Source organism: Nocardia sp. NPDC051750 (assembly GCF_044453135.1).
GTDB lineage: Bacteria > Actinomycetota > Actinomycetes > Mycobacteriales > Mycobacteriaceae > Nocardia.
The window spans coordinates 1,078,386-1,104,050 of sequence record NZ_JBITCK010000003.1 but is presented as its reverse complement, the minus strand read 5'-3'; the positions used below and the strand labels follow the sequence as shown (position 1 = coordinate 1,104,050).

22 protein-coding genes and 3 pseudogenes are annotated in these 25,665 nt (G+C 67.8%); 19 read left to right on the top strand and 6 right to left on the bottom strand.

Going from position 1 to position 25,665, the window contains the following annotated elements:
• Positions 1-21: 21 nt before the first annotated feature.
• Positions 22-1,518, bottom strand: a complete 1,497-nt coding sequence (locus ACIA75_RS18275; protein WP_397105212.1) for an acyl-CoA carboxylase subunit beta — start codon at positions 1,516-1,518, stop codon at positions 22-24.
• A gap of 235 nt (positions 1,519-1,753) precedes the next feature.
• Here ACIA75_RS18275 and ACIA75_RS18270 point away from each other — a divergent pair, with 235 nt between their 5' ends.
• The 3 genes from ACIA75_RS18270 (at position 1,754) to ACIA75_RS18260 (ending at position 4,876) form a co-directional block, all read left to right on the top strand.
• Positions 1,754-2,965 (top strand): cytochrome P450, encoded by a 1,212-nt coding sequence (locus ACIA75_RS18270; RefSeq protein WP_397105210.1) that lies wholly within the window; start codon positions 1,754-1,756, stop codon positions 2,963-2,965.
• Between the two features lie 62 nt (positions 2,966-3,027).
• Positions 3,028-3,849, top strand: a complete 822-nt coding sequence (locus ACIA75_RS18265; protein ID WP_397105208.1) for an enoyl-CoA hydratase/isomerase family protein — start codon at positions 3,028-3,030, stop codon at positions 3,847-3,849.
• 205 nt (positions 3,850-4,054) lie between these two features.
• Complete coding sequence (locus tag ACIA75_RS18260; RefSeq protein ID WP_397105206.1) at positions 4,055-4,876, top strand: TetR/AcrR family transcriptional regulator; 822 nt, start codon at positions 4,055-4,057, stop codon at positions 4,874-4,876.
• Positions 4,877-4,952: 76 nt separating this feature from the next.
• Here ACIA75_RS18260 and ACIA75_RS18255 read toward each other — a convergent pair whose 3' ends face one another.
• Both ACIA75_RS18255 and ACIA75_RS18250 read right to left on the bottom strand, forming a co-directional pair.
• A complete protein-coding gene (locus tag ACIA75_RS18255; protein WP_397105204.1) occupies positions 4,953-5,840 on the bottom strand; it encodes an enoyl-CoA hydratase/isomerase family protein in 888 nt (295 codons plus the stop codon).
• The gene (locus ACIA75_RS18250) at positions 5,837-6,517 is read right to left on the bottom strand and encodes a hypothetical protein (protein WP_397105203.1); all 681 of its coding nucleotides are present in this window, start codon (positions 6,515-6,517) and stop codon (positions 5,837-5,839) included. Before ACIA75_RS18250 ends, ACIA75_RS18255 begins: the two co-directional genes overlap by 4 nt.
• 91 nt (positions 6,518-6,608) lie before the next feature.
• Between ACIA75_RS18250 and ACIA75_RS18245 the strand changes: the two genes are divergently transcribed.
• The 9 genes and pseudogenes from ACIA75_RS18245 to ACIA75_RS18205 all read left to right on the top strand — a co-directional run.
• Positions 6,609-7,439, top strand: coding sequence for an enoyl-CoA hydratase/isomerase family protein (locus ACIA75_RS18245; protein WP_397105201.1), 831 nt, complete (start codon positions 6,609-6,611; stop codon positions 7,437-7,439).
• Between the two features lie 36 nt (positions 7,440-7,475).
• A complete protein-coding gene (locus ACIA75_RS18240; RefSeq protein WP_397105200.1) occupies positions 7,476-8,279 on the top strand; it encodes an enoyl-CoA hydratase/isomerase family protein in 804 nt (267 codons plus the stop codon).
• A 26-nt stretch (positions 8,280-8,305) separates the two neighbouring features.
• Positions 8,306-9,127 carry an enoyl-CoA hydratase/isomerase family protein gene (locus ACIA75_RS18235; RefSeq protein ID WP_397105403.1) on the top strand — a complete coding sequence of 274 codons (822 nt, stop codon included), beginning with the start codon at positions 8,306-8,308 and terminating at the stop codon, positions 9,125-9,127.
• Positions 9,127-10,581: pseudogene (locus tag ACIA75_RS18230) on the top strand (class I adenylate-forming enzyme family protein); the annotation flags it as partial. The gene ACIA75_RS18235 and the pseudogene ACIA75_RS18230, both read left to right, overlap by 1 nt.
• 222 nt (positions 10,582-10,803) lie before the next feature.
• Entirely contained in the window at positions 10,804-12,372 is a 1,569-nt protein-coding gene (locus tag ACIA75_RS18225; protein WP_397105401.1) for a class I adenylate-forming enzyme family protein, read from the top strand.
• The gene (locus ACIA75_RS18220; protein ID WP_397105198.1) at positions 12,365-13,948 is read left to right on the top strand and encodes a class I adenylate-forming enzyme family protein; all 1,584 of its coding nucleotides are present in this window, start codon (positions 12,365-12,367) and stop codon (positions 13,946-13,948) included. Before ACIA75_RS18225 ends, ACIA75_RS18220 begins: the two co-directional genes overlap by 8 nt.
• The gene (locus ACIA75_RS18215) at positions 13,945-14,184 is read left to right on the top strand and encodes a hypothetical protein (RefSeq protein ID WP_397105196.1); all 240 of its coding nucleotides are present in this window, start codon (positions 13,945-13,947) and stop codon (positions 14,182-14,184) included. Before ACIA75_RS18220 ends, ACIA75_RS18215 begins: the two co-directional genes overlap by 4 nt.
• A gap of 143 nt (positions 14,185-14,327) precedes the next feature.
• The gene (locus ACIA75_RS18210) at positions 14,328-15,506 is read left to right on the top strand and encodes an acyl-CoA dehydrogenase family protein (RefSeq protein ID WP_397105194.1); all 1,179 of its coding nucleotides are present in this window, start codon (positions 14,328-14,330) and stop codon (positions 15,504-15,506) included.
• A gap of 84 nt (positions 15,507-15,590) precedes the next feature.
• Positions 15,591-15,731: pseudogene (locus tag ACIA75_RS18205) on the top strand (SDR family oxidoreductase); the annotation flags it as partial.
• A 176-nt stretch (positions 15,732-15,907) separates the two neighbouring features.
• On the opposite strand, the pseudogene ACIA75_RS18200 reads toward ACIA75_RS18205, so the two are convergent.
• A pseudogene (locus tag ACIA75_RS18200) lies at positions 15,908-16,235 on the bottom strand (thiolase family protein); the annotation flags it as partial.
• A 114-nt stretch (positions 16,236-16,349) separates the two neighbouring features.
• Here ACIA75_RS18200 and ACIA75_RS18195 point away from each other — a divergent pair.
• Together ACIA75_RS18195 and ACIA75_RS18190 are read left to right on the top strand one after the other, a co-directional pair.
• Complete coding sequence (locus ACIA75_RS18195) at positions 16,350-16,742, top strand: pyridoxamine 5'-phosphate oxidase family protein (protein WP_397105192.1); 393 nt, start codon at positions 16,350-16,352, stop codon at positions 16,740-16,742.
• 23 nt (positions 16,743-16,765) lie between these two features.
• The gene (locus tag ACIA75_RS18190; protein WP_397105190.1) at positions 16,766-18,004 is read left to right on the top strand and encodes an amidohydrolase family protein; all 1,239 of its coding nucleotides are present in this window, start codon (positions 16,766-16,768) and stop codon (positions 18,002-18,004) included.
• 134 nt (positions 18,005-18,138) lie between these two features.
• Here the strand turns inward: ACIA75_RS18190 and ACIA75_RS18185 are convergent, their stop codons facing one another.
• Positions 18,139-19,353: an amidohydrolase family protein gene (locus ACIA75_RS18185; RefSeq protein ID WP_397105188.1), complete on the bottom strand. Its 1,215-nt coding sequence runs from the start codon at positions 19,351-19,353 to the stop codon at positions 18,139-18,141.
• A gap of 545 nt (positions 19,354-19,898) precedes the next feature.
• Between ACIA75_RS18185 and ACIA75_RS18180 the strand changes: the two genes are divergently transcribed.
• The 5 genes from ACIA75_RS18180 to ACIA75_RS18160 all read left to right on the top strand — a co-directional run bounded on the left by ACIA75_RS18180 (position 19,899) and on the right by ACIA75_RS18160 (position 24,709).
• The gene (locus ACIA75_RS18180; protein WP_397105186.1) at positions 19,899-20,519 is read left to right on the top strand and encodes a TetR family transcriptional regulator; all 621 of its coding nucleotides are present in this window, start codon (positions 19,899-19,901) and stop codon (positions 20,517-20,519) included.
• A 463-nt stretch (positions 20,520-20,982) separates the two neighbouring features.
• On the top strand, positions 20,983-22,512 hold the full coding sequence (locus ACIA75_RS18175) for a nitric oxide reductase activation protein NorD (RefSeq protein WP_397105184.1): 1,530 nt from the start codon (positions 20,983-20,985) through the stop codon (positions 22,510-22,512).
• Positions 22,513-22,540: 28 nt separating this feature from the next.
• The gene (locus tag ACIA75_RS18170) at positions 22,541-23,338 is read left to right on the top strand and encodes a CbbQ/NirQ/NorQ/GpvN family protein (RefSeq protein ID WP_397105182.1); all 798 of its coding nucleotides are present in this window, start codon (positions 22,541-22,543) and stop codon (positions 23,336-23,338) included.
• Positions 23,339-23,512: 174 nt separating this feature from the next.
• Positions 23,513-24,217 carry a hypothetical protein gene (locus ACIA75_RS18165; RefSeq protein WP_397105399.1) on the top strand — a complete coding sequence of 235 codons (705 nt, stop codon included), beginning with the start codon at positions 23,513-23,515 and terminating at the stop codon, positions 24,215-24,217.
• Positions 24,218-24,262: 45 nt separating this feature from the next.
• The gene (locus ACIA75_RS18160; protein WP_397105180.1) at positions 24,263-24,709 is read left to right on the top strand and encodes a hypothetical protein; all 447 of its coding nucleotides are present in this window, start codon (positions 24,263-24,265) and stop codon (positions 24,707-24,709) included.
• 75 nt (positions 24,710-24,784) lie between these two features.
• Here the strand turns inward: ACIA75_RS18160 and ACIA75_RS18155 are convergent, their stop codons facing one another.
• Positions 24,785-25,645, bottom strand: coding sequence for an LLM class F420-dependent oxidoreductase (locus tag ACIA75_RS18155; protein ID WP_397105178.1), 861 nt, complete (start codon positions 25,643-25,645; stop codon positions 24,785-24,787).
• Between the last annotated feature and the right edge of the window lie 20 nt (positions 25,646-25,665).

The window sequence follows — 25,665 nt, the reverse complement described above, 5'->3', positions numbered from 1 at the left end:
AACGGACCGGCATTTCCGGCCTCAGGGCACGATCGCGGTGCGTGTCACCGGCACCGGAGCTTCCTGCCGGGCGAAGATGCCGCGCCGCAACGAGATCAGCAGCGCCTCACGGGTCTGCTCGGGACGGATGAGTTCGTCGAATCCCATATGTTCGGCGGAGTGATAGGAGGCCTGTAACTCCATCTCCCGGAGCCGGGCGGCCACATCGTCACCGGCGCCCGAGGCCAGCCCCAGCGCTGCTGCGCTCATCGCACCCATCGTCGCACCCGGGTACGCGTAGGCCGCCGTCTGATTGTCGAATCCGATCAGCGACATCACCATCGAGCCGAAGCCGTAGGCTTTGCGCAGCGTGACGTGCAGTTTGATCGTGGTCGCGGTGGTCTGGGCGACGAACATCTTCGCCCCGCTGCGCAGCACCCCGGCGCGCTCGGATTCACCACCGGGCAGCATCCCGGGATTGTCGGCCAGGAACACCAGCGGCAGGTGGAACGCATCGGCCACCGAGATGAAATGCGCCGCTTTCTCCGCGGCGGCGGAGTCGATGGATCCGGCCAGCACCTCGGGCTGATTGGCGACCACCGCGACCGGATGACCGCCGAGATGTGCCAGCGCGCAGACCATCGCCGTCCCGTATTCCGGCTGCACCTCGAACCAATCGGGGGTGTCGAAGACGACGTCGAGCACATCGCGGATGTCGTAGGTGTTCCGGTTGTCCCGCGAGATCAGGTCGAGCAGTTCGGGTGTCGGCCGCGGTTCGGTCGAATCATCGGAGAGCAGGGCCGGCGGATAACCCCACGCGCTCGACGGGAAATACGAGAGATACCGGCGGATCTCGCCGAGGGCCTCCTCGTCGGTATCGGTGACATTGTGGATCAGGCCGCTGGGCACCGCGACCCCGGGACCACCGAGATCCTCCTTGGTGATCACCTCCCCGGTGGACTCCTGCACCACGGGCGGGCCTGCGGTGAAGATCGCGCCCTGCCGGCTCATGATCGAGAAGTCCGAGACTCCGGCGATGAGCGCGCCGTGTCCGGCGGACGCGCCGAGTACGGCCGTGACCATCGGCACCTTTCCCGAGCAGCGGGCCTGGGCCAGCAGGTCGGTCGGCGTGCGGCCGTAGTGGTCGCCGGTGGGCCGGAACCCCGCGCCCTCCAGCAGCATGATGAGCGGCACTTTGTTCCGTTCGGCCAGTTCGGCCAGCCGGTACCGTTTTGCGTTGCTGCCCGGCGCGATGGTGCCCGCCAGGGTGGTGAAATCCTCGGCGCCCACCATCACCGGCGTCCCGGCGACGAGACCGGAGCCGGTGACGATTCCGTCGGCGGCGACCTCACCACCGACCAGCGTGCCGAACTCCTGGAACGAGCCGGGGTCGAGCAGATGCGCGATCCGGGCCCGGGCGTCGAGTTTGCCCTTCGCGCGGTGTTTCGCCACTCGTTCCGCACCGCCCATGGCCGCGACCCGCTCCCGGCGACGCTCGAGATCCTCGAGCGTTTCCTTCCAGCCCTGCGCATGTGTCATCGATGAATGTCCTTACTCGTTGCCGGCTTCGGCGCAGCGTGTAACGGATCACGGCACGGCGGCTCCGGTCTCGTTGTCCCGACTTCCTGCGTGCTTTATAGTCAAGTTTACTGTCAAGCATTCCGTAATGGGTTCGAAACGATGCGGACGGCGGATTTGTCCCCTTCGCCGCGGCCCGCGCAGCGGTCGCTGAAGTGATCACGCCGCGGGCCTGCGATCACCGGAAAGGTCAACTGTGAACAACCCTGTCCGGGACGGAACGGCTCCGGCCGCGACCACCCTCGATACCCGGGATCCCTACCCGTTCTTCGCCGCCCGGCGCCACGAGAACGGGGTTTACCACGGGACCGTTATGGACTACTCGCGCACGTCGGCGGAGTTCCGCCCCCGGGATTCGTGGTCGGCGATGTCCTACGCGGCCGCCAACGCGGCACTGCGGGACAATCGGACCTTCAGCTCCGATTTCTACGATTCGACCATCGGCGTGTTCATGGGCCCGACCATTCTGGCCATGGTAGGCGGCCGCCACCGAGCGCACCGCAATCTGGTGACCGCGGCCTTCAAACCACAATCCCTGCAGATCTGGGAACCCGATATCGTGCGCCCGATCTGCCACGCCCTGATCGACGAGTTCGCCGGCCGGGGCAGCGCGGACCTGGTCCGCGAGTTCACCTTCGAATTCCCCACCCGGGTGATCGCCCGGCTACTCGGCCTGCCGGAGCAGGATCTCCCGTTCTTCCGCGAACACGCGGTGCAGATCATCAGCTACGCGGGCAATCCGCAGCGCGCGTTCGAGGCCTCGACAGCACTGCGCGACTATTTCCAGGGCCATATCGACCGGCGCCGCAACCATCCCACCGAGGACATCATCGGCGATCTGGTCACCGCGGAGATCGACGGCGAGAAACTGACCGACAAAGCCATCTACTCGTTCCTGCGGTTACTGCTACCGGCCGGGCTGGAGACCACTTACCGGTCCTCGGGCAACCTGCTCTATCTGCTGCTCACCCATCCCGAGCAGTTCCGGGCATTGCAGCAGGACCGCAGGCTCGTCGGTCCCGCGATCGAAGAGGGCCTGCGCTACGAGACGCCGCTGACCCTCGTACAGCGCACGGTCACCGAGGACACCGAGCTCGAGGGCGTGGCCATACCGCGCGGTGCGGTACTCGATATCTGCCTCGGCTCGGCCAACCGCGACGAGCAGCGCTGGGAACGCCCGGAGGAGTTCGATATCTTCCGCACCCGTCTCCCGCACATCAGTTTCACCGCCGGGGCACACACCTGCCTGGGTCTGCATCTGGCCCGGATGGAGACCCGCGTCGCGCTGGAATGCCTGCTGGACCGGGTCACCGATATCACCCTGCAGACCGACGGCGATCCACATATCGCCGGGCAGCCGTTCCGCTCCCCCAACCGGCTGCCCGTGACCTTCGAGGCGATCGCCTGACCGGGCGTGACGAATTCCGGACAGGCCGAGCCGTCGCCGATCGGCACGATGAAAGGGTCCCGATGACCGACGAACCTGTGCTCCTCGTCTCCCACGACGACGCGGTGTGCACGCTGACGATGAACAGGCCCCACCGGAAGAACGCGGTGGACCGGGCCATGTGGGCCGCACTGGGTGCGGCCCTGGCCGATATCGCGCGTGGACAGCGGACCCGCGCGGTGGTACTGACCGGTGCGGGCGGCGCGTTCTGCGCCGGAGCGGATCTGTCCGGCGCGGCAGCAGTCGAGGAGTTCGGCGACCCCGGCGCGGAGATGCGGGGCATCAACGAGATCGTCCGCCGGCTGCACGAACTCCCGGTGCCGACCGTCGCCAAGGTGCGTGGCCCGGCCGTAGGGGCCGGATGGAACCTGGCACTCGGATGCGACCTGGTGGTGGCGGCACCCGAGGCCCGGTTCTGCCAGATCTTCACCCGCCGGGCGCTGTCGCCCGATTGCGGCGGGTCCTGGCTGCTCCCCCGGCTGGTGGGGCTGCAGCAGGCCAAACGCCTGGCACTGCTGGCCGATACGATCAGCGCCCACGAGGCCCGCGACCTCGGCCTGGTGACCTACCTGCGCCCGGAGGACGAACTCGACGGATTCGCCGGGGAACTCGCCGCCCGGCTCGCCGCCGGGCCGCCGACCGCTCTCGCGCTGACCAAAGAATTGCTCAACAACAGCAGCGAACACGATCTCGACAGCGCACTGCGCGCCGAGACGGCCGCACAGGCGGTCAATCTCACCCGTCCGGATGTGCTCGAGGCATTCGCCGCATTCCTGGAGAAACGCGATGCCGTCTTCACCGGAGAACGGGTCACGGACCACACCGGGCAACACAGCGGATTATGATTCGTCCTCGAATCCGATGATCCGAAACATATTCGGACCGCGCTTTCCTGGCGGTACCGGTTGTCCCCGATTACGCACCGAAGTGACGACCGTATCCCTCGTGGTACGATCCACTGTGCCGATTCCAGTAGTCGGCTCTCTTCGGCATTTCCCCGATAGCGAAGACAACGGGACCCCGAGCACCTCATAGGAAGTGAGTTCGTAGATGGCGAAACGCGGAGCACCCGCCAAGCGACAGCGGCGCGAGCGCGGTTCCCTCAATCCGGAGGACATCATCCAGGGCGCTTTCGAACTCGCCGAAGAGGTCTCGATCGACGGTCTGAGCATGCCGGTGCTGGCCCGGCATCTCGATGTCGGTGTCACCAGCATCTACTGGTACTTCCGCAAAAAGGACGATCTGCTCAATGCGATGACCGATCGTGCGCTGAGTCAGTACGCCTTCGCCGCACCGTTCGTCGAGGCCGACGACTGGCGCGAAACATTGCGTAATCACGCGCGCACCATGCGGGAAACATTTCTCGGCAATCCCATTTTGTGCGACCTGATTCTGATTCGCTCGGCACTGAGCCAGGATGCGGCGCGCCAGGGCGCCGATGGAATCGAACGCGCGATCGCCAGCCTCGTCAAAGCGGGTTTGTCCGTCGACGACGCATTCGATACGTATTCCGCGATCAATCTGCACGTCCGCGGATCCGTGGTACTGCAGCGGCTCTACGACAAGAACAAAGAACTCGATGCCGGCGCCACCGCGTATTACGACGATATCGCGATCAATTCCGACACCACCCCGCTGCTCGCCGAGGCCATGCGGCAGGGACGGCGCAGCGGTGCTCCCGACGAGCGCAACTTCGAATACGGCCTGGAGTGCATCCTGGACCACGCGGGCCGGCTGATCGGCGCCGGCGACCAACAATCCCCGGCGCGCACGCCGGCCCGGAAGACCGCCGCGAAGAAGGCACCGGCGAAGAAGACCGCTGCCAAGAAGACCGCAGCGCCGCGGACACGGCGCACCGCTGCCGCGTCCTGAATCCGCCTCCGAAACCACCGTCCACGGTGCACCCGATTCCCGGGTGCACCGTGGACGCGCCGGTGGACCCCACCGATCATGGCTCCGGGACGTGGAAATGTTCGTCCCGGAGCCGGAACGCCTCGCGCGTACCGTGTTCGGCCCGGGTCTTCACGAAGTTGAATTCGCCGTCGGAGAACTGCAGGTTCGTCCCGTAGGCGTGGAAGAGATAGCTCGCCACCTCCTCGCCCTGGTACACCTGGCTCTGTTCCACCAGACGGAACGCTTCCTTCGCGATCACCACACCGTCGGCGGGCATCTTCGCCGCCTTCTCCGCCCAGTAGCGAGCCCGTGCCGTCACCTGTGCGGGATCGCAGATCTCGGTGAACACCCCGAGGTGTTCGAGCTCCCCGGCCGCGACGATATCGCCGGTCAGCAGCATCCGGCGGGCGAGGACCGGACCGAGCCGGTGGAAGAACATGTGCAGACTGCCCAGCGCCGGCCCGAGGAACCGGGTGGCGGGCATCCCGAGCCCGGTATCGCGAGCCACCACGGCCAGATCGGTCATCAGTGCCAACTCGAATCCACCGCCGAGCGCGAATCCGCTGATCTCGCCCACGGTGACCTTCGGATAGCCGAGGAAATCGTGGTAGAAGCCGAAGGATTTACGGTCCACGGTGAGCCGCCGCCGCTGGCTCGGAGGCCGACTCCGTGTGCCGTTCTCGCCGTCACCCTTACCGCCGTACCAGGCGTAGGCGTTGTTCATATCGGCGCCGGTGCTGAACACCCCGCCCGCGCCGCGTAGCAGCACCACGGTGATGTCGTCGTCCTCGGCGGCCTCGTCCAGGAAGCGCGCCATACCGTCGCGCATCGTGGCGTCGTAGGAATTCTTGCGGCCGGGGTCGTTCAGGGTGAGGGTCGCGATCCGGTGGTCGTCGTCGACCTCGTACCGGACGCGCCCGTCGGCGGCGCTCGAGCTGGTCATGGATATACCTCTTTCTGCTGCGCGGCCGGGAGGGACCGCGCGCCACGCCGGCCGTAGCGCGTGCCGGTGAGCCGTTCGGTAGATGCGGCGACCGTGGCGACCTCCGCCCGGCACAGCACGTCCTCGCCCTGCCGGAGCACGGCGGTGGATTCGATTCCCCGCTCCGCCGCCGTGCGCACGATCTCGAAGGACAGTTCGGTGGCCAGCGGGGTGGGGCGCCGGTAGGTCACGGTGAGCGAGCGCGTTTTCCCGGTCACGCCCACCGCACAGCTGTGGTGCTGCACCACGGCATCGAAGAACACGCCGAGAAACCCGCCGTGCACCAGGCCGGGCGGCCCTTCGTACACCAGGGGGAACGTAACCCGGCCGGTCGCCGAGTCCGTGTCGAGGGAGTCGAAACGGTACTCGGGAAAGCACGGGTTATAGGCCCCGATATCGAAGGCGTGGTCCAGATAGATCCGCCGGTTCGCGTCAGCCGCGTGCTCTCCCACACGGGGCGCCGGGTCCGGTGGTGCCGCCTGGGTGAGCTCGCGTACCCATGCGGTGACCTGGTCGAGTATTCCGTCGACGGTGGGGTGCGGGTGCTCGAGCGAGAGCAACAGGCCGGTGAGCCTCCGTAGGGCGGCCGCGGCGGCGACCGTCTGGGGGTGCGGGCGTTCGCCGAAACGGATCTGCATCGGATCTCTTGTCCTTCCCGGGCACGGAACACCTTGGCAGAAGACCAACGGTACTGTCTACTGTATATCTATCGGTAACTGGTGGGGCCGAATGACCCGGAAGGACCCGGTGACAGTGAGCGAAGGGGACGAGACCGCGACGGTGCGGGTCGAACGAGACGGCGTGATCCTGCGCCTCACGCTCGACCGGCCCGCCCGCCGCAACGCCTTGACACCGGCCATGGTCGACACCCTGGTCGGCGCGCTGACCGCCGCGGCGACCGATGACGCGCTGCGGGCGATCCACCTGCGCGGTGCCGGCGAGCACTTCTGCGGTGGGGTCGATTGGGTGGCGGCCAACAATGACGGAACCAAGCCACGTCCCGGCAATGTGCTGCGCCGAGTCCCGCACACCGCTCACCGCGTCGTCGAACTTCTGCATACCGTGCACCTGCCGGTGGTCTGCACGGTGCGCGGCTGGGCCGCCGGCCTGGGCTGCAATCTCGCGCTCGCCGCCGATTTCACCGTGGCCGGACGCGAGGCAGTCTTCTGGGAACCATTCCTGGACAGAGGTTTCAGCCCCGACTCTGGTTCCACCTGGCTACTACCGCGCTTGACCGGGCTGGCCCGCGCCCGCCGCATGCTGCTGCTCGGCGAGAAGATCGACGGCACCCGGGCCGAGCAGTGGGGACTGATCCACGAGTGCTGCCCCGGGGACGCTCTCGACGCGACCGCCGAAGCTCTGCTGGCCCGGCTCGCGTCCGCGCCCACCGTGGCGCTGGGCCTGGCCAAGCAGACGCTGGCCCAGAACCTGGATACGACACTGCCGCAGGCGATGACAAACGAGCTCTACGCCCTCGAACTGGCCTGCCGCACCCGCGATTTCCGGGAGGGCCTGACGGCCTTCCGGGAACGGCGAGTTCCGGAATTCGACGGCCGATGATGCGACGCCGGAAACCGCTGATACGAAGGGAACTTCATGCCGTACAACTCCATCCGGTACGAGGTCGAGGGACACACGGCCACGATCACCCTCGACCGACCGGAGGCGCTCAACGCGCTGAGCCCCGACATGATCACCGAACTGCGCACCGCCTACGCCGAGGCCGAGAACGACGACACGGTGTGGCTGATGATCGTCACCGGTACCGGGCGCGCCTTCTGCACCGGCGCCGATGTGAAGGCGATACCCGGCGACGGCAAGGTCGTGCACGAACGGCCCTACCTGTCCACCTACGAGCAGTGGGAGGCGCCGCAGGAAGGCACCCCGCCGTTCCGCACCATGGCCAAACCGATCCTGACCGCGGTCAACGGGATCTGCTGTGGCGCCGGGCTGGACTGGGTGACCACCTCCGATATCGTCATCGCCTCCGAACAGGCCACATTCTTCGATCCGCACGTCAGCATCGGCCTGGTCGCCGGACGCGAGGTGGTACGGCTGGCCCGGGTGCTGCCGCGCGCGGTCGCCTTGCGGATGGCATTGATGGGAAAACACGAGCGCATGAGCGCGCAGCGGGCCTACGACCTCGGCATGATCAGCGAGGTCGTCGATCACGACCGGCTGCTCGAGCGCGCCCACGAGATCGCCGCCGTTGTGAACTCCAACGCTCCCCTGGCGGTGCGCGGCACCCGGCTGGCCATCCAGAAGGGCCTGGACCTGCCACTGCACGAGGCCGAGATGCTGGCCGAATCGTTCCGCGAACGCGTCACCCGTACCGAGGACGCCCTGGAGGGCCCGAATGCCTTCGCGGAGAAGCGAACTCCGGAATGGCAATGCCGATGAGTACCGACGCCGACCCGACGGAACCGATGAGTACCGACGCCGAGCCGGCAAAGCCGACGAGACCGGGAAACTTCGCCACCGTCCTGCTCGACATCGACCCCCGCGACCGGGTCGCCACCCTCACTCTCAACCGCCCCGAACGACTCAACGCCTTCGACCGCCGAATGTGCGAAGAGGTCGCGCGGGCCTGGCAGCTGCTGCGGACCGACGACCAGGTGCATGCGGTGGTACTGCGGGCCGCGGGCGACCGGGCCTTCAGTGCCGGGCTCGATATCAAGAGCAGCTACGGCCAGCCCGCAAGCATCTGGCATCACGAGGATCCCGGCGAGCTACTGAGCCCCAAATGGCAGAAGATGTGGAAACCGGTGGTGTGCGCGGTACAGGGCATGTGCACCGCGGGGGCGTTCTACTTCGTCAACGAATCCGATGTGGTGCTGTGCGCCGAAGACGCCACCTTCTTCGACTCGCATGTCTCGGCCGGGCTGGTCTCGGCACTCGAGCCGGTCGGGCTGATGCGCCGGATCGGGCTGGGCGAAACGCTGCGTATGGCGCTGCTGGGCAACGACGAACGCGTCGGCGCCGCGACCGCACTGCGCATCGGGCTGGTCACCGAAGTCGTACCCACCGAAGAGCTCTGGGCACGGGCGCACGAGATCGCCGCCGGCATCGCCGCCAAACCGCCCTCGGCCACGCAGGGCACCGTCAAAGCCATCTGGGAGTCGCTGGACAAGCCCTACCGCGCCGCCCTCGACCAGGGCCTGATCTACACCCGGCTCGGCAACCCGCTCGGCACCGCCGAACTCGCCGCGCGCGGCCGGCCCGCCCGCACCGAACCGAGGATCCGCTGATGACCGTCTCCACCCACCCCCTGATCCAGCGCCTCACCGAAGTCTTCGCGTTACGTCCCGACTCGCCCGCGATCGAGTTCGACGGGCGCTGGCACACCTGGGGTGAACTCACGGGACCGGCCGCCCGGATCGCCGCGCTCACCCGGGCACACGCCGTGCACGGGCAGACGCCTGTCGGGATCCTGCTCCGCAACACACCCGCCCACGTCACCGCATTCCTCGGAGTGCTGCGGGCGGGCGGCACCGTGGTCGCGGTGAATCCCGCCCGTGGCGAAGAACGCACCCGGACCGACCTCGCCCGGCTACGGCTACCACTGGTGCTGGGTCTGCCGGGGGACCTCACGGCCTTCGCGCCGGCCGGCACCCGGACAGTTTCGCTGGGCGAATTGTTCACCGGTCCCACTCCGCCACCCGCCGCGGAACCGCTCGTGCCCGGAGTCGCGGTCCGCATGCTCACCAGCGGCACCACCGGCCCGCCGAAGCGGATCGACCTCACCTACGACATGCTGGCACGCAGCGTGATCGGCACGGACTTCCGCCGGGCTCCCGCGCCGGCCGAACCCCGCACCGGGGTCGCGATCGTCAACGCGCCGCTCGTCCATATCGGCGGTGTGTTCCGAGTGCTGCAGTGCGTCGCCGCAGCCCGGCCGTTCGTTCTGCTGCCCCGGTTCGAACTGGACTCCTGGGCGCGCGCGGTGCGCACCCACCGGCCGCGGGCGGTATCGCTGGTGCCGGCGGCGCTGCGTACGGTGCTGCACTCGGAGCTGACCCGCGACGATCTGGCGGGCGTCGCGGTCGTCACGTCGGGTACCGCGCCGCTGTCGGCCGCGGACGCCGACGCCTTCTACGAGAAGTTCGGTATCCCGGTGCTCACCTCCTACGCGGCGACCGAATTCGGTGGTGGTGTGGCCGGCTGGACCCTGGCGGAACATCGCGAGTTCTGGAAGGCCAAGCGCGGCAGTGTCGGTCGCGCGCAGGGCGGGGCGCGGCTGCGGGTGGTCGGCGAGGACGGCAGCCCGGCCCCGGCCGGTGCGGCAGGGCTGCTCGAGGTCGCGCCGGGACAGCTCGGCCCCGGCGCCGACTGGATGCGCACCACCGACCTCGCCCGGCTCGACGAGGACGGTTTCCTCTGGATCCTCGGCCGCGCCGACCAGGCCATCATCCGCGGCGGTTTCAAGGTGATGCCCGACGATGTACGCGACGCGCTGGAGAGTCATCCGGCGGTGCGCGGCGCTGCCGTGGTCGCCCACCCGCACGGGCGGCTCGGCGAAACCCCGGTGGCGATGGTGGAGTTGCGCGCGCACGCGCACACCGACGCGGACGAACTCACCGCCTTCCTGCGGGATCGGCTCGCCGGCTATGAGGTGCCCACCGAGATCGCGGTCGTACCGGATATCCCGCGCACACCCTCCGGCAAAGCCGATCTGAGCGCGGTGCGGCAGTATTTCGCCGAGCCGGAGTCCGAGCACGAGCTGGAGTCCGCGTCCCAGCGCGGGCCGGAGTGCCGGTCCGGGCGGGAGCACGACCGGGCGGCCGAGCCCGAGCACGAGCCGACGGGCAAGCGCGAGCAGGAGACCGAGCCCGCGGCCGAGCAGCAGTACGAGTCCGAGCCGACCGCCGAGCCCGAGCCTACGGCCGGCTCCGGGTCGGTTCTCGGGCACAGGCCGGAGCCGATCATGTCCGATGAGGTCCTCGGACGGGTACTCGATGATCGGGCCCGCAGCCGACCTGATCACCCCCTGTTGATCTGCGATGCCGACACGCTCACCTACAGCGCCGCCGCCGAACGCTCGACCCGTCTGGCCCGGGCCCTGATCGCGCTCGGAGCGGGCAAGGGCACCCACATCGGGCTGCTGTATCCCAATGGCGCGGAGTTCGTCGTCGCGGCGGCGGCCGCCGCGCGGATCGGGGCGGTGGTGGTCCCGTTCTCCACCTTCGCCACCGCGCGGGAACTGCGCGAGCAACTGGTGCATGCCGATGTGCGGATCCTGCTCGCCGCCGGTCGCTACCGCCACCACGATTACCGCGAACGGCTCGCTGGGATCCTCGGCGTCATCCCGGCCCCCGATCCCACGACGCCGCTGCTGAACCCGGATGTCCCGCAGCTGCGTCATATCGTCTTCGACGGCACCGGCCTCGACCCGCTCACCGACACCGTGGGCCCGGAACTGCTCGCCGCACTACAGGACGATGTGTACGGTTCGGACGTCCTGTCGCTGATCTACACCTCCGGGTCCACCGGAGCCCCCAAAGGCGTGCTGCACACCCACGAGGCGCTGCTGGCACATCAATCCGGGCTCAACGAGGTACGGGGGCTCACCGCGGCGGACCGGCTGTTCTGCAACTCGCCGTTCTTCTGGGTGGGCGGATTCGCCTATGCCCTGCTGGCCACCCTGGTCGCCGGGTCGACACTGGTGTGTTCGAATGCCGAGGACGCGGGCGCGACCCTCGACCTGATCGAACGGGTCCGCCCGACCACCACCAACGGATTCGACGCCGGTGTGGCGCATCTGGCCCGCCACCCGAGTTTCGGCGACCGGGACCTGTCCTTCCTGCGGCGCGGCAACCTGTACTCCCTCATGGCGCCCGGCCTGCGCCCGAAGGACCGCGAACTGCGGCACAACATGCTCGGGATGACCGAAGCCGGCAGTGTCGTCCTGCTCAGCGGTGACGAGAGCGATCAACCCGAGCACCGGCGCGGATCGTTCGGGCGCCCGGCCCCCGGTATCGAGATCCGGATCGCCGAAGCCGCGACCGGCGCCGCTGTGCCCGCCGGCGAGACGGGCGAATTGTGGGTGCGCGGGCGGAATCTCATGCTCGGCTACCACAAGCGCTCCCGGGAGCAGAGTTTCGAACCCGACGGCTGGCTGCGCACCGGCGATCTGGCCCGGGTCGACGCCGAGGGATACGTCTATTTCCTGGGCCGGCGTGGCTCGATGATCAAAACCGGTGGCGCCAATGTGGCGCCCGCCGAGGTGGAGAAGGCGATCGCGACCGTCACCGGCGGGGTCGCCGCACATGTCCTGGGATTGCCCGACCCCGAACGCGGGCAGATCGTGGCGGCGGTCCTGGTGGCCGGCGACCGGGCCGTCCCGGCGGCGGCCGCGCTCCGCGACCGGTTGCGCACCGAACTGTCGGCCTACAAGATCCCGCGCCGGTTCGTCACCGTACCCGCCGCCGATATTCCGCTGCGTTCCAGCGGCAAGATCGATATCCACCGTCTCGGAGAGCTGTTCGATGCCTGACGACACCATGGACGCACTGCTCACGGCGAATGCCCGCGCGCATCCGGACCGGCTCGCGGTGATAGACCCCGAATGCCGCCTGACCTACGGCGAACTCGATACCGCGACAGCGGGACTCGCGGCAGGTCTGGTAGCGGCCGGGATCGGCAAGGGGACCCGCGTCGGGTTGCTCGCACCGAACAACACCGGCTGGGTCCGCACGGCGGCCGCACTCACCCGGGTCGGGGCGGTACTGGTCCCGCTCAGCACCCTGCTGACCCCACCGGAACTACTGACACAACTGCGTGTCGCTGCCGTACAGGTGCTGATCGCCGCTGCGGAGTTCCGCGGGCACCGCTACCTCGACGATCTCCGCGAAGCCCTCGGCGACCCACTAGATGCACCCGTACGGATCCCGGACCTCCCGGCGCTGCGCACGGTGTGGACGACCGAGGAGGCCGCCGGACTGCACGGCGACCCGAACGCCGCCGCGGTAGCCACGAACCTGGCCGCCACCGTGACCCCCGCCGATCCGCTGACCATCATGTTCACCTCCGGGAGCCGCGGCACCCCCAAAGGAGTGCTCCATTCGCACGGCAGCGCTCTGGGCGCCGTGCGCGCCGGCCTCGCCGATCGCTGCGTCACCGCCGATACCCGCCTGTATCTGCCGATGCCGTTCTTCTGGGTCGGTGGGCTCGGCGGCGGCGTGCTGTCCGCGCTGCTGGCGGGCGCGACTTTGGTCACCGAGGAGATCCCGCGCCCGCGCGAGACGCTGCGGTTGCTGGAACGCGAGCGGGTCACCCTGTTCCGGGGCTGGCCCGACCAGGCCGTGGCGCTGGCGCGGGAAGCCGCGGCAACCGGAACCGACCTCTCGGCGCTGAAACCCGGCAGCCTCGAGGCGCTGCTGCCACCGGAGCTGCGCGCCCATCCCGGCGCGCGGGCCAACCTCTTCGGGATGACGGAATCCTTCGGCCCGTACTGCGGCTACCCGGCCGATACCGATATGCCGGGATCCGCCTGGGGCAGCTGTGGCCGGCCGTTCCCGGGTACCGAGACCCGGATCGCCGATCCTGCCGACGGCGCCCCGCTGCCGGCCGGGGAGATCGGCGAAATCCTGCTCCGCGGACCGCATATCCTGCGCGGTATGTGCGGGCGTGGCCGCACGGAGCTGTTCACCACCGGCGGTTTCCACCGCACCGGCGATCTGGGGCATCTGGACGCCGCTGGATTCCTCTTCTACCACGGCCGTTCCGACGATATGGTCAAGGTCGGCGGCGCGACGGTGTATCCGAGCGAGGTCGAACGCGCGCTGCGTGGGCTGCCCCGGGTGCGCAACGCCTTCGTCACCGATCTGCCCGGCGGCAACGGGCCCCGCGTCGCGGCGGCCGTGATCTGCACGCCGGATACAACGCCCGGCTCATTGCGTGCCGCGGCCCGCGAGGTACTGAGCGCGTTCAAGATTCCCACGGTCTGGCTCCTGCTCGAATCCGACGATGCGATACCGCGCGGCGGCACCGGCAAGATCGACCTTCCCGCGCTGCGTGCCCTACTCTCCGCGCGCGGCATCACCGCTTCTCCAGCGAGGACGACCTCATGACATCGATCGAAGGGATCGGCGATCTGCCCGACCGGATCGGTTTCCGGAAAACCGCGGACCCGGACGGGGTCGTCCGGGAACTGCCGGTCGCACCGCACGCCGTCAACCTGACCGGCGGCCTGCTCGCCACGCTGGTCGATATCGCGGCGGGCACCGCCGCCCTCGAACAGCGCCCGCCGGGCGGCGGGGTGATGACGGCCGGCGTTCCACCGTGGTCGCCGTCGACATCCGTATGATGCCCGCGGACGAGCCGGCCGCGACCGCCACCGTGAACTTCGCCCACATCGGCCCGGCCGGTGCGGCGGATTCACCGGTCCGAACCTGATGGATCGGGCGCGGCCGCCGTACCTACAGCAAGCCCTCGACGAGAGGATCGGATATGACGAGTGCGGCCGGCGACGCGGTGACCGAGGACGAGTTCCGCGAGATCCTCGCCCAGACCCGGAAGTTCGTGCGGGAGGTGGTGGTGCCCCGGGAACGCGAGATCGCCGAGGCCGATCGCGTGCCCGACCGGATCGCCGACCAGGCCAAGGAGATGGGACTCTTCGGCTATGCCCTGCCACAGGAGTGGGGCGGACTCGGCCTGAACCTGGTCCACGATGTCGAGCTCGCGATGGAGTTCGGTTACACCACACTGTCGCTGCGCTCGATGTTCGGCACCAACAACGGCATCGCGGGGCAGGTCCTGGTCGGCTTCGGTACCGAGGAGCAGAAGGCCCGGTGGCTGGACGGTATCGCGGCGGGCCGGGTCATCGCGTCCTTCGCTCTCACCGAGGAAGGCGCGGGCTCGAACCCGGCCTCGCTGCGCACCACGGCCCGTCGCGTCGAGGGGGCGTGGGAGATCGAGGGCACTAAACGGTTCATCACCAACGCGCCGGTCGCGGATCTCTTCGTGGTGTTCGCGCGGACCCGGCCCGCCGACGCGCAGGGAGCCGGTATCGCCGTCTTCCTGGTCCCCGCCGATACTCCCGGAGTACAGGTCGGGCCGAAGGACCGCAAGATGGGCCAGGAGGGCGCCTGGACCGCCGAGGTCCGGTTCTCCGGCGTGCGGGTCGGTGACGACGCTCTGGTGGGCGAAAGCGAGGACATCGGTTACCGGGCGGCCATGAGTTCGCTCGCGCGCGGGCGGGTCCATATCGCGGCGCTCGCCGTCGGCACCGCCCAGCGCGCGCTGGACGAATCCGTCGCCTACGCCGCGAGCGCCACCCAGGGCGGGACCCCGATCGGGGAGTTCCAGCTGGTCCAAGCCATGCTCGCGGATATGCAGACCGGTGTGATGGCCGGACGGGCGCTGGTCCGTGATGCCGCCCGGTTGTGGGTCTCGGACGAGGACAGGCGTACCGCGCCCTCGGTGGCCAAGCTGTACTGCACCGAGATGGCGGGCACGGTGGCCGATCTGGCGGTGCAGGTGCACGGCGGCACCGGCTATATGCGCGATGTCGCGGTGGAGCGCATCTACCGCGATGTGCGGCTGCTGCGTCTCTACGAGGGCACCAGCGAAATCCAGCGGCTCATCATCGGCGGCGGACTGGTCCGCGCCGCCCGCAGGTCCGGCTGAACGGTGCCGTGCTGAACCTGCCGACCGAGGCCGTACGTCACGGGCTGTGGAGCCCCGGGCCACTGACCGCGCTGCCCTGCCCCCGAGCACGGACATTCCTCTCACCTCGCGCGCGCCGGGCTCCCCGAGGAGATAGGCCCGGTCGCCGCCTTCCTCGCCTCGCGCCGCAACTCCTATATGACCGGAGCCGACGTGAACGTAGACGGCGGGACCGATTTTGTTTGACCCCCGGGCCACACACGAGACGCCGGGAGAGGACTCGTGTCCCGATGGGTCGGCGATCCCGCTACCCGCCGCCGTCACCCGCGAAAGACGCGACGAGCCCGGGCGGATGCGCGTCCTCGGCTTCCACCGTTTCGCCCACGCACTTCGGCAGACCGCCGGCACCCGGCATTGCCCGCCCCGCGGGCAGCCCGACACCCTGGAGCACCGACGCGCGACGGCCCCGGTCCGCGGTGGTTCAGGTGGTGATGATCGTGGCGCCGGCCGAGCCGGATGGCGTCGGCGCAGGCCTCGGTCGCGCTCGCGGCGGTGGCGCAGGCGTTGAAGACATTGGTGAACGGGATACCGGTGAGCCCCATGAGGCTCACGATGGCGTCCGGGTTCGCCACCTCCCACCGCGAACTGGATATCCGCCCAGCACAGTCCGGCGGCGGCGAGCGCGGCGCGGATGGCGTCGGCTCCCATCTGCATCGCCGTCTTTGCCTCGAATCGGCCGAACGGGTGCATACCGACACGATCGCTACCGGAATCGGCACGGTAGAGCACCGCGCGGCACACCGTCACTGCACGATGGATGGTACCTTACGGTAAGGTCAACGGTAATTACCACGAGGTGGTGTCGTGAACTCGAAAATTCCCGCCGGACTCTCCGATCTCCTGCACCGGCCGCTGGTCGGAATCCTCGCGACCGTGGCCCCCGACGGCTCCCCCGACCAGTCACCGATGCGCTTCACCTGGGACGGCGCGCACCTGCGCATGAGCCATACGATCCCGCGCAAGAAATTCACGAGCCTGCAGGCGAATCCGAACTACTCCTTCCTCGTCACCGATCCGGACGCACCGTCGCGATGCCTGGAGACGCGGGGGTGGCTGGTCACCGTGGAAGGCGACCAGGACGGGACGTTCTGGTCCGAGCTGAACGAGCGCTACGGAGATACCGACGCCGGACTGCCCGCCGATATCGATGATCGGGTCGTCCTGATTCTCGACGCGACCAGGTTCGTCGCCAAATAGCCCGCCGAGAGGAAAACCCGGACATGCCCCAGCTTCCCGAGGCTCCGATCTTCGACGCCGACTCGCATATGTACGAAACGGCCGACGCCCTGACCAAATATCTGCCCGAGCAGTACCGGGAGGCCGTCCAGTACGTCGAGGTCGGGCGCCGCACGCGCATCGCCATCAACGGCCACATCACCGACTTCATCCCGAACCCGACCTTCGACCGGGTCGCCGCTCCGGGCGCGCACGAGAAATTCTTCGCGGGCGAGAACACCGAGGGCCTGACTCTGCGGGAGATGCAGGGCAAGGCCATCGAAGCGCCCGCCGCCACGCGCAATCCGGAAGACCGGATCATCGAACTCGACCGCCAGGGCGTCCGCGAAACGCTGAACTATCCGACCCTGGCCAGTCTCGTCGAGCATTCCGCGGCCGACGATCCGCAGCTGACCCTGGCGATCATCCACGCACTCAACCGGTGGATGCTCGAGCACTGGACCTACGCCTACCGGGACCGCATTTTCAGTACCCCGATCATCAACTGCGCGGAGGTCGACGGCGCCCGCCGCGAACTCGACTACATCCTGGAGAACGGCGCCAGGGTGGCGCTCGTCAAACCGGCCCCGGTGAAAGGCGTGCACGGCTGGCGCTCGCCCGCCCTGCCCGAATTCGATCCGTTCTGGCGGGATGTGGAGAACGCCGGCCTGCCGATCGTGCTGCACGCGAGCCGGCCCCCGCTGGACGAGTACGTGAACAAGTGGGAACCGCCGGCCACCGCGAACTTCATGGCCATGAGTTCCTTCCGCTGGCTGGCACTCGGTCACCGGGAGATCTCGGATATGATCGGCAGCCTCATCTGCCACGGCACCCTCACCAGATTCCCGAAACTGCGCATCGCCAGCGTGGAGAACGGCAGTTCGTGGATTCATCCGCTCTTCCGCGATCTGGCGGACCTGACCAAGAAGATGCCGCAGAACTTCCCCGAGGATCCACTCGAGGTGTTCCGGCGCAATATCTGGGTAAGCCCGTTCTGGGAGGGATCGGTCGCCGACGTCGTCGGAACCGTCGGCTGGGACAAGGTGATGTTCGGATCCGACTACCCGCACCCGGAAGGACTGCCCGAACCGAAAGGGTTCTGGAAATACGCCGAGGATATGGACACCCGCCGGACCTGGGATTTCATGGGCGACAACGCCCGCCGGTTCATGGGCCTGCCCACCCGGAATCCCGACCCGGCGGCCCAGAACCCGCCGGCGCCGGCGGCGTCGGCCCCGGCGTGATGCCGGGACCGGGTTTCCGGTTCCTTACGCCACCCCTCTGCGGGTGGTGTTCGCAACAGCGCGGCGACGGTAGTCCGGTGCCGGAATTTGGCCGGCGGGCCCGGATCCGCCGGCCGACGGACGTAGTTCGCTGATCAGTGCGCCTGCGCCGGTACCTTGGTGCCGAGCAGTTCGAGGGCATTGTCGCGCATCACCCGCCGGGTGTCCTGGTAGGAGAACTCCGGGAACTGCGGGATATCCGCGGTGAAGGTGGTGGGATCGGCGAGACCCTCGCCGTGCGGCCAGTCCGAGCCGAACAGCACCCGCTCCACACCGATGGTCTCGGACAGCAGCTTGACATCGTCCTCGTAGTACGGCGCGATCCAGACGTTGTTCTTCAACTGCTCCACCGGATCCTCGGTGAAATGGTAGGGCGCGGTATTGGCCGCCTTCTTCAGGCGCTTGATCAGCCGGTGGACGAAATACGAGCCGTTCTCGATGCTGACCACCTTCAGGTTCGGGTGGCGGGTGAACACCTGGTGCACGATCATCGAGGCCATCGTGTCGTGGATCGCGCGGTCGTCGAGCAGGATCTGATCGAGCGGGTCCTTCTTGCCGAAACCCTCGAATGTCGCCTTGCCGCCCCACAGTGCCGCGATGGCGAGGTACCCGCTGTCGGAGAGGTGGAATCCCACCGGCACCCCGGCTTCGGCCAGCCGGGCCCAGACCGGGTCGTGCAGCGGATCACCCAGGGAACGCGGCCTGATCGCGCCGGGAACGGGCGCCGGGCGCACCAGCACCAGCTTCGCGCCGCGGTCCAGGACGGACTCGACCTCGGCGACGGCTCCGTCCGGATCGGCGAGCGAGATGATCGGCGCCGAGATGAACCGCCCGTCCGGACGATCGAAGCCCCAGTCCTCGTCCAGCCACAGATTGAACGCGTGCACGGAGGCCATCGTGGCGGGAATATCGTGCTTGAGCGCCTCCTCGACACCGCAGGCGAAGGTCGGCAGCATGAAGACCGTCTCCAGGTTCTGCCGGTCCAGGACCTTCACCCGGGCCTCACGATTCTGGTACTCCGGGTGATCGGGCAGCCGGTCCAGTTTCATCAGCGAGCCCGGATCGACACCCTCGGGGATCTCGCCACGGAACAGCAGATCGAGGCAGCCCGGCTCGACGATCGGGTCGAATGTCGGGTTCGGAACGAAGTGGTTGACCTTCTCCCCCATCACGGCCAGCGTCCGCCGCCCGTTGGTGACCATCTGCACGCCGCGGGTCTTGAACTCCTTGGGCAGGTACCGGGTGAAGGCGTCCAGCGGTTCGTAGTAGTGGTTGTCGACGTCGACGGCGCGATAGTCCAGCTTCGTCATTTCGTTGATCCTTTCGCTCTGCGGCCGAGATTCCCGCCTCGGTATCGACCTTCGCGACAACGGAGGGAAGATCGGCAAGGAGCCTCCGGCAAGGCCGGGTGCTGTTATCGATCGCGGCCGGCCGGCGGGGCTGCCCGCGTCCGCGCCTCCGGCCTGCTCCGGTGACACGGTTTCCCGCCCGCCGCAACGACGCTGCTTGTTCCTCCGCGACCTCCGGCAGACTGTCAATCCGATATCGGTACAGCATACTGTATATCTATCAGTATAACCGGCCCGGCGGCTACGCTCCACCACTCGGCTCCCGCCGGACCCCGCGAACCGGAACATCAGCAAACAAGCCACTCGAGGTACGCAGGTGCCGGTGGCAGTCAACCGGATTGTAGGGTGGAAGCCCGAGGCGACCGCGCTGTACCGCAGTGTTCGGGTATCACCTCGGCGACGAGCAGAGCCGGCGGTGGCAACAACCGCTCCGTCGTTGTCGCGGCCGGCCGATCCGTTCGGCCGGACGCACCGGCTCGTGAGAACGGAGAGGACGCGCGCCGCCGATGAGCAAGGTTTCCAGTCGTGACACCAAGCGGCTGCAGACGAAGGAGCGGTTGTTCGACGCGTCCGTAGCGGAGTTCAAGCGCAACGGGATGGCCGCGGCCGATATCAAGGAGATCGTCTCGGCCGCCGGTGTCGCACACGGCACGTTCTTCTTCCACTTCCCCACGAAAGAGCATGTGCTGCTGGAACTCGAGGTCCGCGAGGAAGAACGCATGGCCCAGGAACTGGGTCGCTCCTTCAAAAAAAAGCGCGATCTCCCGGCGACGCTCAACGAGATAATTCGCGTTGTTCAGGCGCTGGAACGGCGACTCGGCGTCAATCTTTTCAAAGACTTTCTCGCCCTGCATTTTTCGACCACGCGCCCGCCCCATGAGGAATGGCAGCACCATCCGTTCATCATCGCGGTGGTCGAGGAGCTGGAACGTGCACGAGAGCGCGGGGAACTGGCGGCGGACACCGACGCATTCCACAGTGGCGTCTTCTTCCTCCTCGGCCTGTACGCCCTGCTCATCACCATTCCGTCCACACCCGCACTCCGCAAACCGGTGCTGCAGAAATATGTCGAAACGTCGCTGCACGGGATGTGCGGTCACGAATCGAGCCGTCCCGCGCCTCGGTGATCCGCACCCGGGAGTGGTCGATCCGTAGCTCCGGGCCGCGAAACCGCTTCCCGGCCGGCACTTCCTTCGCCCCGATTTCCCACTGACGGACCACGGGCGTCCGCCGGGCATCGCCGCCCGTCGATCAGTCATCCGCCGACGCCCGAATCATGGCAGTTTTCTCGCGGAGATGGCAGTGAACATACAGGTAGAAGGTCCGATAAGGTCCATACACTGACTTCAGTCACTGAGTCATCCCATTGACACGAGTCAGTTTCCTGCGTAGAAACATGCCCATGACCCCGCCACGGGAGAAGGCGCAGGGCCGCCGTTCGGAGGAAAAATCATGTGGCAAGACATCGTTCGCCTGATCGTCGCGTGGGGCAGTATGTGCGCCGTGATCGGGTTCTGGTACTGGGTGATGCGCAATATCGGCACTTTCTGAGTGGCAGCGCCGTGGACCACCCGCCCTACGAGGGCAGCCATGACAGGTAGCGACAGCGGTCCCGCGCTCGAGCTCGAGCGGAGTTGCGCACTCACCGCGGTGGCCTTCTCCGGCCGGCGACGGAAAGGCGTGCACCTCATCACCGGTGAGCGCCGCATATTCGGACTGGACTCCGGCCACACGATGGTCCGGGTCCCGTACCCACCGGCGCCCGGATGGTCGCGCAGAACAGTGACATGCGGAATCGCGCTGCAGTGTGCACCGTCGAAAGAACGTGTCGCCCGCTACCGGATACACGAACTGTCACCGCGTGAACTCGGTGGTCTCTCCCTGGTGGAGGGTGGCGTCGCACTGGGCTGGATCGCCGCACGCCTACCGGGCCTGGTGCCGGAATTACGCCGGGTATTACCCGATCTCGAGCTGATCGATCCGGACCTCCCCGCGTCCGACATCATCGACCGTGCCATAGAACTTTCCCGCTCGCACCCTCGGCTCTCCGTCGATCCGCTGCTGGGAGCACCACCGTTGTCCGCACCGGCCCGCGGGAGCATTTCGGTCGCCGTACGCAGGATGTACGGCAGAATGCCGTGGACCACCCCCCGCAAGGACTCCTACCGCGCGATGTCGGTACCGGTGGGCGGCGACGGCGGCGTCCGAAATCCCAATTTGCCGCCACCCAGCAGGCCCGAGAACGACGAGATCGAGATCCGATCCGATCAACGGACCGGTATCCCCTACCCGGAATGGAACTTCTGGACCGGACGGTTCCTGCCCGGCCACGTCGCCGTGCTGGAGCGCAAGCATCCGACCCGGCCGCGCCCACCGGCTCCGGCCGCCCCGGAGGTGCAGCGCTGGTTCGAACAACGCACGCACCGGGCGATGAAAGCCGGGCTCGAAGACGGGACGGACCTCGATATCGACCGCTACGTGGGCCACTTCGTCGACCAGCTCACGGGGGCGACCCCCGAACCGCGGGTCTTCCGGGATCTGCTACCCGATTCCCGCGATGTCGCGACCGCCGTGCTCCTGGACGGTAGTTCCTCCCTCGGCGCCCACAACGGCCGCACCTTCCAGGTGGAATTGGCCTGCGCGGATGCGCTGTCCCGGGCGATGACCCTGTCCAGGGAAAGGCACGGCCTCTTCGTCTTCACGGGCAATACCCGCCATCGAGTGGAAGTCCGCTGCCTGAAGGACTTCGACGACCCGCATTTCGTCGATCCGAGCAGGGTGGGCCTGACTACGGCCGGCTACACCCGCCTCGGTGCGCCCATCCGGCATCTGACCAGCCGCTTGCTGAACCAGCCCGCGGCGCGGCGGCTACTGCTCGTGATCGGCGACGGGTTGATCTCCGACGAAGGCTACGAGGGCCGGTACGCCTGGGCCGATGTCGCGCATGCGGTCGAAGAAGCCGAGGACGCGGGTGTCGCGATCTACTACCTCGGCATCGGGCCTGTCCGGGTCGACCCACTGCCCACCGTCTTCGGGGCCCGGCGCTCACGCCGCTTGCTCCGGGTGGACGAACTCCCCCGGATTCTGGCCCATGTCCACCGCGAACTGGTCGCCGCCTAGGCGGCCGGTCCCTATCCGAAGAGGTGAAATGACCGGCGATCTATATTACCCGACCGGTAACGACAGAGAACTGTTCGAGAAGGCCTTCCAGCGGCAGATTCCGGTGATGCTCACCGGTCCGACCGGGTGCGGGAAGACCCGGTTCGTCGAGCATATGGGCGGGCTGCTGGAGCGCCCGGTGGTCACGATCAGCTGCCACGACGACCTCACCAGCTCCGATCTGGTCGGCCGCTTCCTCGTCTCGGGCGGCGACGTCGTCTGGCACGACGGGCCGCTCACCAGAGCCGTCAAAGACGGCGCGATCTGCTACCTCGACGAAGTGGTCGAGGCCCGTCACGATTCACTGGCCATCCTGCACTCGCTCACCGATCATCGCCGTGCGCTCTATCTGGATCGCGCCGACGAAGTGGTGGCGGCGCCGGAATCGTTCATGCTGGTCTGCTCCTACAACCCCGCCTACCGCAGTTCCCTCAAAGAGCTGAAACCCTCCTTCCGCCAGCGGTTCATGACGCTGAGCATGAGCTACCTCGCGCCCGAACGAGAGGCCGAGGTGGTGGTCGCGGAAACCGGTGTCCCACTGCCGGTGGCACAACGCCTCGTCCGTTGCGCCGCCACCATTCGCGAAGCGGACGCGGTGTTCCACTTCGAACCACCTTCCACCCGGGTCCTGGTCACCGCCGCGCATCTCATCGCCGCCGGCGCAGGCGAACACGAAGCCGCCGAGGCTTGCATCCTGGCGCCGCTGAGCAGCAACGGCGCGATCAACGAGGGCCTGCGCGAGATCGCGGCAGCCGCCCTGGCCCCCGCAACGGCAGCACCGGCGTAGCCGGTCCGGAAGGAGAGCACCAGCCATGAACGAAGAGGATCGCAGGCGCCGGCGAGCGCTCATCGCCGTCCAAATATTCGCCTACGGATTTCTGCTGGCGATGTTCCTCATCCAACTGCACATGTACTCGGTCCGGGACTGGTAGGAGAACACGTGAAACTCCCGACACTCACCCTGCCCTGGCGCGGCGCCACCCCGGCGGCCGGGAAAGGGGACGCCCTCGACGAACACCACGACGAATCCCGCCGCGCCCAGCGCGAAGCCGACTGGTGGCTCACCGCCGGCACCTTGTTGATGGGCACCCTGGTGCTCGGTATCGTCGGCCTGCCGATCTTCCTGCGCGGGGTCTGGCTCCAGCGCCGGGCACAGCGCTCCGGCCTGTCGGTCCGCCCGATCATCGTGACCCTGATCGGCTATCTGGTCATCCTCGACGCCGCGCTCAACAGCCTCGGCTGGGCGCTGGACCTCATCGCCAACCACACCCTGATCAACCGGGTGATCCTCACCGCGTGGGGCAATTTCTTCGACGCGGGCTATTTCTGGCACTACAACGAACTGTGGATCGGCGGCGCCGGCGCACCCGGTGAAAAGGGCTGGGAAGTAGCCCTGATGCTGACCGTGTTCCCGATGCGTATCGCCGCCGCCATCGCGTTCCTGCAGATGAAACGCTGGGGACACCAGTGGATGATCGTCACCTGCTGGTTCGGGCTGGTCATCTGGATCGGCTACACGTTCAACATGACCATGTACGCCGATGTGCGCTACGACGGCGTGGTACTGCCGGTAATCGGCTGGTGGCTCTACGACATCTTCTACATCACGCCGTTCCTGGCGATTCCCTACCTGCACACCGTCAATCGCGAGATCTTCTCCGACTGACCGGGTCCTTCCGGTCAGCGACCCCTCCGCTCGAAAGACGCCGATATGAGCACATCGCCCTCCGCCGCCAGCGATTCCGAGACATCAGAACTCCCGCAGGGGACGACAGCGCCCTATGCGCGGATGCACACATGGCTGCGGCGCGCCATCTTCGTCTGCTTGTTCGCACTTGTCATCGAAGGCGCGTTCACCGTCCCCGCGCTGGCACTGTGGTACGGCTGGCCGACCCTGTCGTTCACCGAGATCTGCAGTGAACTGATGAAGGTCCGGTACTCCGACGACACCCTCGAATGCGAACACCCGTACCCCCTGTCCGGCCCACCGTTCGGAGGTCCGCCCGAGGCCGCCGGACAGAAAACGGCCCGGGACGAGTGGGGCATTCAGCCGAAACCCGAATGGGATCGCATCGGCTTCCGCGAATTGATCCGGATCCACGAAGACCGCCTCGCCCGCGAGGCCGCACAGGAACAGGCGGAAGCACCACCTCGTTAGCGGTCTGCCCGACACACCCGGGGGCCGCGCCGATCGACCTGCCTTCCCGTGAGCGGTCCCGCGCCGCGGGTTCGGTCAGGACAGTGCCGCGGCGAGGCGGCGCCACTGCTCGCGGGGGAATGCCTGCGGGTCGGTGTCCAGTACTTGAACGCACACGTGGTCGGCGCCGGCCTCCTGGTGCTCGGAGATCCGGCGCAGGACGGCGGCCTCGTCGCCCCAGGCGATGATCGCGTCGAAGAGCCGGTCGCTGACGGAATCCACGTCCTCCTGGGTGAACCCGGACCGCAGGATGTTGTTGGCGTAGTTCGGCAGCTGGAGGTAATTGCGCAGCCAGTCCGTCCCGATGGCCCGCGCCTCGTCGGCGTCGGTGGTCAGGATGACGGTCTGCTCGGGCAGCAGCAGCGGCCCGGTGCCGAGGGCGGCGCGGGCGGTGGCGGTGTGCTGGGGTGTGACCAGGTATGGGTGCGCGCCGCCGGCCCGGGTCGCCGACAGCCGCAACATCTTGGGTCCCAGTGCGGCCAGCACCCGTGCGCCGGCGGGAACGGGAGGATCGGCCGCGTCCAGGCTGTCGAGGTAGGACTCCGTGGCGGCCAGCGGTTTACGGTAGCGCCCGGGATCACGGGAATCGATCAGCGGAGCGTGGCTCACGCCGACACCCATCAGGAACCGCTCGCCGTGGGTGCGGGTCAGGGACGCGTACGACGCGGCTACTTCCGCCGGTTCGTGCATCCACAGGTTCAGGATCCCGGTCGCGACCACGATGCGCTCGGTCGCGCGCAGCAGATTGTCCACGGCGTCGAACACCGGACCGCCGACGTCGGGAATCCATACGGCGGTGTAGCCCAGCTCCTCGAGTTCGGCGGCCGCCTCGGCCGCCTCGGCCTGGTCGCCGTAGCGCAGTTGAGAACTCCACACTCCCACACCCGACAGCTGCACAAGACCTCCTACGACCTCGC